Source organism: Bradyrhizobium sp. B097, assembly GCF_038957035.1.
GTDB lineage: Bacteria > Pseudomonadota > Alphaproteobacteria > Rhizobiales > Xanthobacteraceae > Bradyrhizobium.
Genome location: NZ_CP152412.1, coordinates 635,096 through 648,570, shown reverse-complemented (window position 1 = coordinate 648,570; position 13,475 = coordinate 635,096). Strand labels below are relative to the sequence as shown.

General features: G+C 65.2%; 11 protein-coding genes and 1 other RNA gene. 6 read left to right on the top strand and 6 right to left on the bottom strand.

Annotated features, from left to right (window positions below; translation table 11 throughout):
- Positions 1 to 5: 5 nt before the first annotated feature.
- Entirely contained in the window at positions 6 to 1,856 is a 1,851-nt protein-coding gene (locus AAFG07_RS03000) for a DNA polymerase III subunit gamma/tau (RefSeq protein WP_342725953.1), read from the bottom strand.
- A 112-nt stretch (positions 1,857 to 1,968) separates the two neighbouring features.
- Positions 1,969 to 2,065, bottom strand: an RNA gene (ffs, locus tag AAFG07_RS02995) — signal recognition particle sRNA small type.
- Between the two features lie 111 nt (positions 2,066 to 2,176).
- Between ffs and AAFG07_RS02990 the strand changes: the two genes are divergently transcribed.
- From AAFG07_RS02990 to AAFG07_RS02975, 4 genes are all read left to right on the top strand, one after another.
- Complete coding sequence (locus AAFG07_RS02990) at positions 2,177 to 2,596, top strand: HIT family protein (RefSeq protein WP_342729035.1); 420 nt, start codon at positions 2,177 to 2,179, stop codon at positions 2,594 to 2,596.
- A 6-nt stretch (positions 2,597 to 2,602) separates the two neighbouring features.
- Complete coding sequence (gene nudC / locus AAFG07_RS02985; protein WP_342725952.1) at positions 2,603 to 3,553, top strand: NAD(+) diphosphatase; 951 nt, start codon at positions 2,603 to 2,605, stop codon at positions 3,551 to 3,553.
- A gap of 78 nt (positions 3,554 to 3,631) precedes the next feature.
- Positions 3,632 to 4,579, top strand: coding sequence for a sugar kinase (locus AAFG07_RS02980; protein ID WP_342725951.1), 948 nt, complete (start codon positions 3,632 to 3,634; stop codon positions 4,577 to 4,579).
- Positions 4,580 to 4,655: 76 nt separating this feature from the next.
- Positions 4,656 to 5,156, top strand: a complete 501-nt coding sequence (locus tag AAFG07_RS02975; protein WP_024578797.1) for an Lrp/AsnC family transcriptional regulator — start codon at positions 4,656 to 4,658, stop codon at positions 5,154 to 5,156.
- 166 nt (positions 5,157 to 5,322) lie between these two features.
- On the opposite strand, the gene AAFG07_RS02970 is transcribed toward AAFG07_RS02975, so the two are convergent.
- On the bottom strand, positions 5,323 to 6,822 hold the full coding sequence (locus AAFG07_RS02970) for a phosphomannomutase/phosphoglucomutase (protein ID WP_342725950.1): 1,500 nt from the start codon (positions 6,820 to 6,822) through the stop codon (positions 5,323 to 5,325).
- A 409-nt stretch (positions 6,823 to 7,231) separates the two neighbouring features.
- Between AAFG07_RS02970 and AAFG07_RS02965 the strand changes: the two genes are divergently transcribed.
- Together AAFG07_RS02965 and AAFG07_RS02960 are read left to right on the top strand one after the other, a co-directional pair.
- Positions 7,232 to 7,798, top strand: coding sequence for a hypothetical protein (locus tag AAFG07_RS02965; RefSeq protein ID WP_342725949.1), 567 nt, complete (start codon positions 7,232 to 7,234; stop codon positions 7,796 to 7,798).
- Between the two features lie 170 nt (positions 7,799 to 7,968).
- Positions 7,969 to 8,361, top strand: a complete 393-nt coding sequence (locus AAFG07_RS02960) for a hypothetical protein (RefSeq protein WP_342725948.1) — start codon at positions 7,969 to 7,971, stop codon at positions 8,359 to 8,361.
- Positions 8,362 to 8,545: 184 nt separating this feature from the next.
- Here the strand turns inward: AAFG07_RS02960 and AAFG07_RS02955 are convergent, their stop codons facing one another.
- The 3 genes from AAFG07_RS02955 to hrpB form a co-directional block, all read right to left on the bottom strand.
- Entirely contained in the window at positions 8,546 to 9,058 is a 513-nt protein-coding gene (locus AAFG07_RS02955; RefSeq protein ID WP_342725947.1) for a TIGR02281 family clan AA aspartic protease, read from the bottom strand.
- 192 nt (positions 9,059 to 9,250) lie between these two features.
- Complete coding sequence (locus AAFG07_RS02950; protein WP_342725946.1) at positions 9,251 to 10,717, bottom strand: NCS1 family nucleobase:cation symporter-1; 1,467 nt, start codon at positions 10,715 to 10,717, stop codon at positions 9,251 to 9,253.
- A 219-nt stretch (positions 10,718 to 10,936) separates the two neighbouring features.
- Entirely contained in the window at positions 10,937 to 13,405 is a 2,469-nt protein-coding gene (hrpB, locus tag AAFG07_RS02945) for an ATP-dependent helicase HrpB (RefSeq protein WP_342725945.1), read from the bottom strand.
- Positions 13,406 to 13,475 lie beyond the last annotated feature (70 nt).

The window sequence follows — 13,475 nt, the reverse complement described above, 5'->3', positions numbered from 1 at the left end:
CCAGATCAATCGTCGTCGCTGTCGGAAGTTTCAATCGGGTCTTCGCCGGTCGCATCCGCTACCGGAACCTCGGCGGCAAGGCGGCGGACCTCGACCACCTTGGTGCCGGGGAAGCGCGCCAGCACCTCCTGCACGCGCGGATCGGCCTCGGCAGTACGCTGATGCTCGCTGCGCGCCAATTCATTCTGCGAGCGCACCGTGGGCTGGCCGGCCTCGTTGGAGATGATGACGGTCCAGCGCCGCCCGGTCCATAGTTCGAGCTTGCGCGACAGATCGGTGACGAGCGCGCGCTGCGCCTTCGGCTCAAGGCCGATCTCGAGCTGGCCATCCTCGATGCGCACCAGCCGCACATCGGCCTCCAGCGCGCTCTTGGTCATGATGTCGCGCTTCTCGCCGGCGAGCGCGATCAATTGCGGAAAGCTCGTGATCCGCAGCGCCGGCGCGGCATCGGCGACTGGGGCCGCCATCTGCGGACGCGCGGCGAGATCGGCGCGCGGCGCACCCTGCGGTGCCCGCGCCGACGGCATCGCCGACATCGTCGAGACCGGCGCGCCGCGTGGCGCTAACGATGCGGCGGAGCCCGACGTCGCGGGCGCCGCGCCGCCGCCATTCTGCTCGATCATCATCCGGATCGCCTCATCCGGCGTCGGCAGGTCGGCGACATAGGCGATCCGCACCAGCACCATCTCGGCGGCAGCGGCAGGCCGCGTCGCGGTCTGCACCTCGGCGATCCCCTTGAGCAGCATCTGCCACATCCGCGACAGCACCCGCGTCGACAGTTTTGCGGCGAATTCACGCGCGCGCACCCGCTCGGTCTCGCCGAACGCGACGTTGTCCGCGGTTCCCGGCACGAACTTCACGCGGGTGACGAAATTGACGAACTCGGCCAGGTCGGACAGCACCACCACCGGATCGGCGCCGACATCATACTGCGCGCGGAATTCGGCGAAGGCGCTGGCGAGATCGCCGCGCGCCAGCGAATCGAAGAGATCGATGACCCGGGTGCGGTCGGCGAGGCCGAGCATCTGCCTGACCGCATCGGCCTTCACGAGGCCTGCGGCATGCGCGATCGCCTGGTCGAACAGCGACAGCGAATCGCGCACCGAGCCCTCGGCCGCCCGCGCGATGATGCCGAGCGCCTCGGGCTCGACCTCGACGTTTTCCTTGGCCGCGATGTTGCCGAGATGCTTCATCAGCACGTCGGCCTCGACCCGGCGCAGATCGAAGCGCTGGCAGCGCGACAGCACCGTGATCGGAACCTTGCGGATTTCGGTGGTGGCGAACACGAACTTGGCGTGCTCCGGCGGCTCCTCCAGCGTCTTCAGGAAGGCGTTGAAGGCCGCCGTCGACAGCATGTGGACTTCGTCGATGATGTAGACCTTGTAGCGCGCGCTGGCCGGCGCATAGCGCACGCTGTCATTGATCTGGCGAACATCGTCGACGCCGGTGTGCGAGGCCGCGTCCATCTCCAGCACGTCCATGTGCCGGCTTTCCATGATCGCCTGGCAGTGCACGCCGAGGTCGGGCATGTGGATGGTCGGCCCCTTCACCGAGCCATCCGGCTTGGCGTAATTCAAGGCACGGGCGAGGATACGCGCGGTGGTGGTCTTGCCGACCCCGCGGACGCCGGTGAGGATCCAGGCCTGCGGAATCCGCCCGGTCTCGAATGCGTTCGAGACGGTGCGGACCATGGCCTCCTGGCCGATCAGATCCTCGAAGCTGGAGGGGCGGTATTTGCGGGCGAGAACGCGGTACGGCTTGGCCGTATCCGGCGCGCCACCCAAATCAAAGCCGCCGTCAAGGCTTGCTTTGCCTGCGCCGTCGGACGGTTGGGAGGGGTCGCCAGCGTCATTCATGCATCGATCCGCAACTAGGGAATTGTCTCTTCAACCGGCGTGCGGATAGGAGCCAAAATCGAGCGCCGGGCGCGGAGACCGCCATTCCAGCGCGATTCGCTCGGAAAAACAGGTAGGAGACTGACGAGCGACCCGATCCGGACCTCGTTAGGGCTGCTTCCTTCCGGACCTGACCCGGTTGGCGAGTGGCTCGTCCACCGCCAATCTCCCGGTCCCTATTTGGGGCCAAAACCGCCGGAAAGCAAGCGGCCTGACCCGGCTTTGTAAGGCTGGCTTTGTGGGGCTTGTCTGGGAACACGGAAAGGCATTACTTGCCCCTCATGCCCGCCACCAACTGGTCGCTGCATTCGCAGCTCAAGAAAGACACCATCGACATCGGCGACCTGCCGCTGTGCAAGGTGCTCGTCATCAAGGATGCGCATTATCCCTGGCTGCTGCTGGTGCCGCGGCGCGACGGCGCGGTCGAGATCATCGACCTCGACGAGGTCGAGCAGGCGCAGCTGATGACCGAGATCACCCGCGTCTCGCGGGCCCTCAAAGAGGTCTCCAAGTGCGACAAGCTGAATGTCGCAGCGCTCGGCAACCTCGTGCCGCAACTCCATGTCCACGTCATCGCGCGCCGCACCAGCGACGCTGCATGGCCGCGTCCCGTTTGGGGCGTAATGCCGCCGCTGGCGCATGACGCCGAGGAAGTGCAGAATTTCATCAGCGCGCTTCGCCGCAAGATCTGGTTGGGTTGATTTTCGATGTCTGCATCCGATTCATTTCCGCTCGGCCAACCGGCCTTCGTCACCCATGTGCTGGACCGCGCCGCGCATCTGCGCAGCAATGACGAGAAGCTGTTCGCGCTGGAGGGCCATCGGGAAGCCCGCGCCTACGTGATCTATCGCGACTCGCTGGTCGTGAAGCAGGAGGAAGGCGGGGCCCGCGCGCTGCTCTCGCTGGAGGAGGCCCGCGGCTTTGGCGCCAATCCCGGCACGATCTTCTTAGGGCTCCGCGATGCCGCGCCGATCTTCGGCATGGGGATCGCGCCGCAGGCGGCCGAGAAGCTGGTCGGGCGTCCTGATGTCGCGATCACCGAATTGCGCGGCATGGCGATGCAGGGTGTGGTGCCGCCGGAGCAGCTCTCCGCCATCGCGATGGCGAAATCGATGGTGACCTGGCACCAGCGCCACGGCTTCTGCGCGAACTGCGGCACCCGCACGGCGATGAAGGAGGGCGGCTGGAAGCGCGAATGCCCGAGCTGCAAGGCCGAGCACTTTCCGCGCACCGATCCGGTCGTGATCATGCTGGTCACATCGGGCGACAAGGTGCTGCTCGGCCGGCAGAAGCAGTTCATGCCCGGGATGTATTCCTGCCTCGCCGGCTTCGTCGAAGCCGCCGAGACCATCGAGGATGCGGTGCGGCGCGAGATTTTCGAGGAGTCCGGCATCCGCTGCACCGACGTCAATTATTACATGACGCAGCCCTGGCCCTACCCGTCATCGCTGATGATCGGCTGCACCGCGCGCGCGACCAACGAGGACATCGTGGTCGACCGCACCGAGCTCGAGGATGCACGCTGGTTCGACCATGCCGAGGCGACGCTGATGCTCAAGCGCCAGCATCCCGACGGCCTGGCCGGCCCGCATCCGTTCGCGATTGCCCATCATTTGCTCGGCCGCTGGGTGCACCACCGAAATCCATTGGACCAATAGCGGGAACCGGACATCGTTCTGCCGATTAGATCGGGACAGGTTGAGGCAGTTGACGGAACCATTGCGACGGACCCCTGCATGAATTTTCAAGACGGTGCCCCGAAAGTCCCGCCCCGCATCCTCTGCATCGGCCTGCCGGTGCGCGACCTGACCTTCCGCGTCAACGTACCGGCGCGCGGCTCCAAGGAGAACGCGACCCATTTCGACGAGATCTGCGGCGGCAACGCGCTGAACGCCGCCATCGGCATCGCCCGGCTCGGCGGCCGCGCCGCGATCTGCGGGCCGATGGGCGATCAGCGGGAGACCTCGAGCCGCTACATCTTCGACAAGCTGGCGCAGGAAGGCATCGAGACCAACCATCTCATCCACATGCCGGATCTGGTCACGCCGATCTCGGCGATCATGATCGACGACACCGGCGAGCGCACCATCGTCACCTTCCGCGATCCCGAGCTCTGGAAGGTCAAGCTGCCGCCGACCGAGCTGCTGCTGGAGGATTGCGCGGCGATCCTGACCGAGAGCCGCTGCGCGCCGTTCTGCACCGAGCTGTGCGCCGAGGCGGTCAAGCGCGGCATTCCCGTGGTGGTCGACGTCGATCGCGCAATGTCGATGCGGGAAGGGCTGCTCACCGCCTCGTCCCATCTGGTGTTCTCCAGCGAGCCGCTGCAGCAGACCGCCGACGTCACCGACGACGGCCAGGCGCTGCAAAAGCTTGCCAAGCTCACACCGTCCTTCCTGGCCGGTACGCGCGGCCCGAAGGGCACGATCTGGCTCAACGAGAAGGGCGGGCTCGAGGAGACGGCGGCCTTCCCGGTCCATACCGTCGACACGCTCGGCGCCGGCGACGTCTTCCACGGGGCGTTTGCCCTCGCCATCACCGAGAAGCAGGAGCTGCGGCAGGCGCTCCGCTTTGCCTCGGCCGCCGCAGCGCTGAAATGCACCCGGTTCGGGGGCGCTTATGCCGCACCGCAACGTACTGAAGTTGAAGCGTTTTTGGGCGAACACGCCGACGCTCGGCCGGCCTGACCGGTCACGATCCGCTTGATTTGGAAGATTTTTCTCTATATGAGGGAGTTTGAACCTTCATGTGGAACTTTCTTCTATGACCGATGTCGCCATTCAGCTTCATGACAACAACCGCCGCCTCGACGCCATCGATCGCAAGATCCTGACCGTGTTGCAGGAGGATGCCTCGCTCTCCGTCGCCGAAATCGGCGACCGGGTCGGGCTGTCGTCGACGCCGTGCTGGAAGCGCATCCAGCGGCTCGAGGCCGACGGCGTGATCCTGCGCCGCGTGGCGCTGGTCGATCAGAACAAGATCGGGCTCGGGATTTCGGTATTCGTCTCGGTCGAGAGCGCCGACCATTCGGAAGCCTGGCTGCGCAAATTCGCCGACGCCGTCAGCGCCATGCCCGAAGTGATGGAATTCTACCGGATGGCCGGCGACGTCGACTACATGCTGCGCGTCGTGGTCGCCGACATGCAGGCCTACGACGTGTTCTACAAGAAGCTGATCTCGGCCGTGCCGCTGAAGAACGTCACCTCGCGCTTCGCGATGGAGAAGATCAAGTCGGTGACGGCGCTGCCGGTGCCCGCGGCGTAAGACCTCACCTTCTCCGCTGTCATCGCCCAGCCTGTGCGCAATTGCGCACATGGACCGGGCGATCCAGTACGCCGCGTCCTCTCGGCTCAATCACTGCCGCCTCTGGAATACTGGATCACCCGGTCGAGCCGGGTGATGACAGTGAGATTTGCCGCGAGCCGCGTGCTCAGATCTTCTGATTGTACTCGCCGACCTCGGGGTGCGTGCGCAGCACCGAGTCCATCGCCTCGAACATGTCGCGCATGCGCTGCTCGCTGACCGGGCTTTCGACCACGACCACGAGCTCCGGCTTGTTCGAGGAGGCGCGCACAAGGCCCCAGCTGCCGTCCGCGACCGTGACGCGCACGCCGTTGACGGTGACGAGATCGCGGATGTTCTGGCCCGCGACCTGCGCGCCCTGCTGCTGCAGCGTCTCGAAGTGCTTCACGACGGCGTCGGCCACGCCGTACTTCGCCTCGTCGGCGCAATGCGGCGACATGGTCGGCGACGACCAGGTCTTCGGCAGCGCGTCCTTCAGGTCGGCCATCGATTTGCCGGGGGCGCGGTCGAGCATCTCGCAGATCGCGATCGCCGACACCAGCCCGTCGTCATAGCCGCGGCCGAACGGCTTGTTGAAGAAGAAGTGGCCGGACTTCTCGAAACCGGCGAGCGCGCCCAATTCGTTGGTGCGGCGCTTCATGTAGGAATGCCCGGTCTTCCAGTAGACCGTGTTCGCGCCCTGCTTCTGCAACACGGGATCGGTTACGAACAGTCCGGTGGACTTCACGTCGACGACGAACTGCGCGTTGGCGTTGATCGCCGACATGTCGCGCGCCAGCATGACGCCGACCTTGTCGGCAAAGATCTCCTCGCCGGTGTTGTCGACCACGCCGCAGCGGTCGCCGTCACCGTCGAAGCCGAGGCCGACATCGGCCTTGTGCGCCAGCACCGCATCGCGGATCGCGTGCAGCATCTCCATGTCTTCCGGATTCGGATTGTATTTCGGGAAGGTGTGATCGAGCTCGGTGTCGAGCGGGATCACCTCGCAGCCGATCGCCTCCATCACCTGCGGCGCGAACGCGCCCGCGGTGCCGTTGCCACAGGCCACCACGACCTTCAGTTTCCGCTTCAGTTTCGGCCGGCTGGTGAGATCGGCGATGTAGCGCGCCGGAAAGTTTTCATGGAATTGATAGGAGCCGCCGGCCTTGTTGTTGAAGTCGGCGTTGAGCACGATCTCCTTCAGCCGCGTCATCTCGTCGGGGCCGAAGGTGAGCGGGCGATTGGCGCCCATCTTCACGCCGGTCCAGCCATTGTCATTATGCGAGGCGGTGACCATGGCGACGCAGGGCACGTCGAGATCGAACTGCGCGAAATAGGCCATCGGCGTCACCGCGAGCCCGATGTCATGCACCTTGCAGCCCGCCGCCATCAGGCCTGAAATCAGCGCGTATTTGATCGACGCGGAATAGCCGCGGAAATCGTGACCGGTGACGATCTCCTGCCTGACGCCGAGCTCCGCGATCAGCGCGCCGAGCCCCATGCCCAGCGCCTGCACGCCCATCAAATTGATCTCTTTGTTGAACAGCCAGCGCGCGTCGTATTCGCGAAACCCGGTCGGCTTCACCATCGGCTCGGATTCGAAGGCATAGGTGTTCGGGACCAGCGCGGATTTCGGCTTGGGAAACATCAGAAGCGGCCTCGTGGAAATGCGGACGAACAGTGCCGCTGGCTTTAGCGAATGCATCGCCGCAGCGGAAGGCAGGATTGACGGCTTGTGGCTAATAATTGCGGCAGATTTGGCGTCAGCGAAATACTGTCGTCATCCACCCATCCTTGCGCGGCGGCGCAACACGCCACGCTGTTGCGTCCTGCGAGCTGCTTGACCGCTCATCGCTCCGACCCAGCATGGTTTCTGCAGGGGTGGCGCGGCCAAGACGGTGCGCGAGCCGAACCGGATGCGACACTTCCGCGCCCTCGCGCAAGCCGTCACTCAAGCACTTGCCTTCAACACACAAAGCCAACCCAGCCCTCTCGGCGAGGTGCGGTCACGCACGCACTCGCCCGAAGGCGTGCGCAATATCTACAGGTGATGATCAATGCCTGATTACTCTCTGGTGCCGGTGGACCATCAGCCGGATTTCGATAACTACTCGCTCGTTCCCGTTGACCACGATCCGTTCGCCGCGGATAGCGTAATTCAACAGGCACAGATTCAACAAGATCAAGCGCAGCCGCAAGGCCCGGCGCAGCAACAGCCCCCAGCGGGAGCCGGTCCGACTTTGGATCAAGGCGCCGCCAAAACCGCTCCGTTTAGCGGCCACGCCAATCCGACGCCAACAGACGCTCTTCCATCACACGGTCGCGCAATTCCCTTGCTTGAGAATGGTAAAGTTGACAGCTACTTTTACGCAAGAAACTCGACTGGCACTCCGCCAGAAGGCCCTCAGGTTACTACTGCGAACCGCAATCTCACAATCACTGCCACTGACAGCGCCAAACCCACGAATTTCGGTGAGGTTTATGGACACACGCTAACGTTCTCAGAACCCGGTAGCAATAATTTGAGAACAATCACCGCTGCCGACCCAACTGGCTTGTTGGTAGCGACCCCGGTAGAAGATAATCCAAACCTCCTGAGTGTCAGAGAGTACAAGGGCTACTGAATACACGCCGGCCGAGCGGGCACATTCCCGATGTATTGTCGACGGCGGCCGAACACATGCAGACCAATGCCAATTGGCAAAATGCGAGTTGGCGAAACGGGACCAAGGGCCGGCTAGAAGCTCGCTTCGCCGAGGTTCGCGCATCACAGGGGAGGACATGGAGAGGTCTTATGAAGCTGCTGAGGACCGGGATACTCGCACTTTCGCTAACCGTGACGGCGACCGTTGGGCTCGCTGCGGATTACGAAATTTTCGCTGAGTTTGCGACTGTGGAGACTGGGGTAAACCATTATGCTGTCGAACGCCTCGACCACAAGAACCAGAAGCTTCATCATTGCACCGCAGTCCTCGACGCCGAGACCAAGCAATTGACCGGTCAATGCACCGAGAGGCCCGGCTTTCCAGAGAAACCAACCGGCAAAGGACCTAACGTACAGGGAGGGATTTCAAACGTTTTTGGCGGATTGCCAGTGTTAGGCTCTTGGAAAATCGATCAGACTACCGGGAAAACTGAGTTCTGCATTTCAGACCCCGCTCAGTGCGTGGAGGTAACTCCGCAATAGACATTTTACGGTGAGTCCGCCGGGAGACCGGCTCGACACTCTGCGCAAGCGCCTCCGGTCTGATGTTGCCCGCGAACGTCTGGTGGAAATGCCGCGCCGTTGCGAAGATCGACTCGACTACCCTCTCATTCCCAAAATGTGAACAAGCAGCGCCCTGAATTCCCTCGCAATGCGAAAGTGCTGCCTATTGCTCCAGCAGCAGCTTGCCGTTGGCGTATTCGAAGCGCTTCAGCTTGGACAGGAAGGACAGGCCGAGCAGGTTTTCCGACAACGCCTCGTCCGGCAGCACCAGGGCATCGACATCGCGCACGGTGAGGCCGCCGATCTCGATCATGGCAAGGCGCGCCCGCGCCGCCTTGATGGTGCCGTTGGCGGTGGTGACGCGCGAGGTGTAATCGCCCGGCACCGGGCGCAGGCCGAAGCGCGCGGCGGAGGTCTCGTTCAGAGCCACCACGGAGGCGCCGGTGTCGACCATGAAGTTGATGCGCTGGCCATCGATGCGGCCGTCGGTCGCGAAGTGACCGCGCGGATCGGGCGCGATGCTGAGCGTGCGGGCGCTGGCCTGCGCCACCGTGACGGCGGGGGCAACGGTCTGCTTTGCGGTGGTCGCGGCGGCGGGCGCCATCTTGCTGGCCATCTGGGCCATGAAGGTGCCCAGCCCGATCAGGATGGCCGCGAAAATCATCAGGTTACGCATGACACCATACTCGGAAAACCGAACGCGCAATTTCACCACGCCCGCCGTCCCGCCGCGAGCGAGGGCGGCAGCGCGAGCCTGCCATTTTGGCGAAAAGGATGAGCGAAGAGTTAATGCGAGCCTCTTCAGGCGGCCGAATGTCATCGACCGCCTCGCCCGGACCGAATTTGCCGCCCCTCAGGGGGGCCGTTTTTAAGCGGTCCTGGCGATCGGGCTCGGCATCGCAACCCGCAGCGCGTAATAGACCGCGCCCGCGATCCCGACGCCGAAGAACCAGCCATAGACCGCCCACCAGGCCGGCAGGAGCGAGGTGAAGTTCGGCAGCACCGACGAGAACAAGGCGCCGATCGCGGCCGCGATCAGCGCGCTGACGTTCCAGCCGTTCTGGAAGCGATATTCGCCGTCCTCCTGGTACAGCGCCGGCACGTTCACGCGACCTTTCGCGATCAAATAGTAATCGACCATCATGATCCCGAAGATCGGCCCCATGGTCGCGCCGATCAGCCCGACGAACGAGGCGGCGCTGCCCTCCCAGGGCGCGAACGGATACAGCGCCAGCGCGATCAGCGCCGCGATGTAGCCGCCCTTCTTGAAGTCGATATGCCGCGGAAACACGTTGGAAAAATCGAACGCCGGCGAGACGAAATTGGCGACCACGTTGATGCCGAGCGTTGCCACCGCGAAGGTGACCGCGGCGAGCAGCGCCAGGAACCAGCTGTCGAACTTCGCCGAGATCTGGTCGGGATGCAGCAGCACCTCGTGATAGACGTTGAACGCTGCGATCGTGGTGACGCCGGCAACCAGCGAGAACAGGATCAGGTTGACCGGCAGGCCCCAGATATTGCCCTTGCGCAGCGTCTTGGCGTCCGGCGCGTAGCGCGAGAAGTCGCAGAAATTGAGATAGAGCGCGGCGAAATAGGTGATCCAGGTCGCGGCGACGGCGCACAGCGCCGGGAAGGTGCCGGGCTCGCCGGGCACACCGGCATCCCTGGTCTTCTCCAGCAGCACATCCTGCGGGATCGGCGCGGTGAGCGAGATGCCGCCGGCCGCGATGCAGAGATAGATCGCGAGGATCAGCATCATCAGCCACACCGCAGGCCCCGCCCAGTCCTGGAAGCGGCGCACCGTCTCCATGCCGCGCTGGATGATCAGGAGCTGCAGCGCCCAGATCACGACGAAGCAGATCACCTCGAGCCCGGAATGGCCGAGCACATGGCTGGACTGATGGAACGCCTTGAAGCCGTCGATGCGCGTCAGCAGCGCGACGATCGCGCCCGAGGCCGCCGCGGTCTGCGCGCCGTACCAGAAGCAGGCGACAATGGCGCGCACCAGCGCCGGAATGTTGGCGCCCCAGATCCCGAACGAGGCCCGCGCCAGCACCGGATAGGGCACGCCGGTCTTCACGCCGGCATTGCCGATCAGGCTCATCAGCACGAAGATCACCAGCGAGCCGGCGCCGATCGCGAGGATGAAGTTGACGAAGCTGCCGCAGAGCAGGAACAGGCTGGCGGCGAGGTAATAGCCCCAAAGGCTATGCACGTCCGAGGTCCAGACGTTGAAGATGCTGAAGGCGCCCCAGTTACGTTCCTTGGCCGGCGCGAGGTCTTCGTTGTACAGCGACGGCGATGCGTTCTTGATCTCCAGGTTCTTGAAGTCCATGGCGGCCTCCCCAAAGTGCGAGCCCGTGATCCCATCCCAGCCCGCAAATCTAACCACCGTTTGCCGGCGCTCGCCAGCGTTACGTCCCGGACGGTGCGAGTCTATGCCCGTCATTGCGAGCGAAGCGAAGCAATCCATCGTGCGGCATGCGCGGAACGATGGATTGCTTCGTCGCTATCGCTCCTCGCAATGACGGCGATACATGAAATTCGCGACCCGTTAGGTGCCGCGCGGCTTCACCCGCCTTGTCGGCAGCGCGCTGGCGGGATCTTCGGGCCAGGGATGGCGCGGATAGCGGCCGCGCAGATCGGAACGCACCGCAGCGTAGCTGCCGCGCCAAAAACCCGGCAGATCGCGCGTCACCTGCACCGGGCGCTGCGCCGGCGACAGCAGTTCCAGCACCAGCGGCACCGCGCCCCTGGCGATCGAGGGATGGGTGTTGAGCCCGAACAACTCCTGCAGCCGCACCGCGATGGTCGGGCCCTGCTCGGCCTCGTAATCGATCGCAAGCTGCGTTCCGGTCGGCGCCTCGAAATGCGTCGGCGCCTCGCGATCGAGCCGCGCGCGCAATTCCCACGGCAACAGCGTCATCAGCGCGTCAGACAGGTCGCCGGCGGACAGATCCTTCAGCGCGGTCTTGTCGTACAGCGCTCCCACCAGCCAATCGTCGGCCCGCGCGGCAAGTGCCGTGTCCGACAGATCGGGCCAGCTGTCGTCCTCGGCCTTGCGCAGGAACATGATTCGATCGCGCCACTGCTTCGAATGCTTCGACCACGGCAGCCGGTCGAGACCGACAGCGATCAAACCGTCGGCGAACACGCGCGCAGTCTCGGCCGATGGCTTGAGCGACATCGGCGCTTCCGAAAGCGTGATCGCGTGCAGCGAACGCCGGCGCCGCGCGCGCAGTGCCATCGCGCCGCGGTCGAACGTCACCTCTTCCACATTCTCGATCTGATCGGCGAAGCGCTGCTCGATCTCGTCCTGGGTGATCGGCGCCGCCAGCAGGATGCGGCCGCTCGCGGCGGTGCCGGTCAGTTCGGCGACCGCGATAGTGGGCAGCCGCGCCAGCGCCGCGGTCTGCTCCACGGCGGCGCCGCGGCCGTTGGCCAGCACGAAACTGCCATTGCCGCGGTTTTTCGCGACACGGTCCGGGAATGCGAAGGCCAGCATGACGCCGGTGGAGAGATCCTTCTGCTCGCTCACCGCCGCCTTCACCTGCGAAGCCCAGCGCGCGGCCATGCTGCGCGCGCTCGTTGCCCGCTGCGAGCGGTCGCGGCGGAACTGATCGAGCCTGACGTCGAGATCGACGCTGTCGCCGCCGAGCCCGCGCTCGCTCAGCACCGCGGCGATCTCGGCCGCCTCCTCGCCGGCACCGAAGCGCGCGGAATCCACGATCATGCGCGCCAGCCGCGGCGGCAGTGCCAGCGCGCGCAGGCTCTTGCCCTCCTCGGTGATGCGGCCGTCGCCGTCGAGCGCACCGAGTTCGTCGAGCAGCGATCTCGCTTCCTTCAGTGCCGGCCCGGGCGGCGGGTCGAGGAAGGCAAGGCTTGCGGGATCGCTGACGCCCCATTGCGCGAGGTCGAGCACCAGCGAGGACAGGTCGGCGGAGAGGATCTCCGGCGCGGTGTAGGCCGGGAGCGATGCGGTCTGCGGCTCGTCCCAGAGCCGGTAGCAGACGCCGGGCTCGGTACGGCCGGCGCGGCCGCGCCGCTGATCGACCGCGGCGCGCGAGGCCCGCACGGTCTCGAGCCGGGTCAGCGCAATATCCGGCTCATAGCGCGGCACCCGCGCAAGGCCCGAGTCCACCACGATGCGCACGCCCTCGATGGTCAGCGAGGTCTCGGCGATCGAGGTCGCCAGCACCACCTTGCGGATGCCCTTCGGCGCCGGCGCGATGGCGCGATCCTGCACGGCGGCATCGAGCGCGCCGAACAGCGGCACGATCTCGACCGAGGCGTCATGCACGCGCTCGGCGAGAAATGTCTGAGTGCGGCGGATCTCGGCCGCGCCCGGCAGGAAGGCGAGCACCGAGCCGGCATCGGCGCGTAGCGCGGTCGCGATCGTCTCGGCCATCTGCCGCTCCAGCGGCGCGTCGGCCTTGCGGCCGACGTAACGGGTCTCGACCGGAAAGGCGCGCCCCTCGCTCTCGACCACGGGCGCGTCGCCGAGCAGCCTTGCGACGCGCGCGCCGTCGAGTGTGGCCGACATCACGAGGATGCGCAGGTCCTCGCGCAGGCCGGTTTGCACGTCGCGCGCCAGCGCCAGCCCGAGATCGGCATCGAGCGAGCGCTCGTGGAATTCGTCGAACAGCACCGCGGCGACGCCGGTGAGCTCGGGATCGTCGAGGATCTGGCGCGAGAAGATGCCCTCGGTGACGACCTCGATCCGCGTCGCGCGCGACACCTTCGAGCCGAAGCGCACCCGATAGCCGACGGTCTCTCCGGGCCGTTCGCCGAGCGTCTTCGCCATCCGCTCGGCGCTGGCGCGCGCGGCGATGCGGCGCGGCTCCAGCACGATGATCTTCTTGCCCTTGGCCCAGGGCGCATCGAGCAATGCCAGCGGCACGCGCGTGGTCTTGCCGGCGCCCGGCGGCGCGACCAGCACGGCGGCATTGTGTCGATCGAGCGTGCGGTCGAGCTCATCGAGCACGGCGTCGATCGGCAGCGGGCTATCGAAATGGTGCGGCAAGGAGTCTCATCGCGGCAGCGGCCCTCGGCCGACCTGCGTCCTGTGGTTAACAAAGCACGGCTTCTTCTAG